Source organism: Lachnoanaerobaculum sp. MSX33 (genome assembly GCF_000512995.1).
Lineage (GTDB): Bacteria > Bacillota > Clostridia > Lachnospirales > Lachnospiraceae > Lachnoanaerobaculum.
The window spans coordinates 1-518 of sequence record NZ_AZXX01000094.1 but is presented as its reverse complement, the minus strand read 5'-3'; the positions used below and the strand labels follow the sequence as shown (position 1 = coordinate 518).

At 37.1% G+C, this 518-nt stretch carries 1 protein-coding gene; it reads right to left on the bottom strand.

The window, feature by feature from the left end:
* Nucleotides 1-518 (bottom strand): IS3 family transposase (locus tag HMPREF1495_RS12020; RefSeq protein ID WP_034215208.1); only part of this gene is annotated, 518 nt, incomplete at both ends.

Sequence of the window (518 nt, the reverse complement as noted above, 5' to 3'; positions counted from 1 at the left end):
TCTCTTTTAATCAATGAATGAAATGATTCAATGCAAGCATTATCATATGGATAGGCACAGCGAGAATAGCTTCGTTGCATAGTTTTAGTGGCTTCATGCCAAGCATTTGATACATACTGGCTGCCACGATCGGAATGTATTATTAAAGGTGATTCGGTGTTACGATAGGCCTTTGCTTTATCAATGGTTGCTACAACGGTTGATACTTCCATAGTATTAGAAAGAGTCCAGGCTATTATTTTCCTGGCAAATAAGTCCATAACACAATTAAGGTAAACAAAGCCGTTTTTAGTCCATATATAGGTAATATCTGTACACCATACGGCATTAGGGCGTTCCGGGTTAAATTGTTCATCAATTATGTTTGTAAGTTCAGTACTGAAATCAGAGTCTCTGGTAGTAGTAGTAAAAGGCTTAATCCATTGGGCTTTAATACCCATTTCACGCATATATTTGCCTACAATGCGCTCAGTAATAGTTTCACCTGACTTATGAAGTTCTTTGGTTATTTTAGGAGT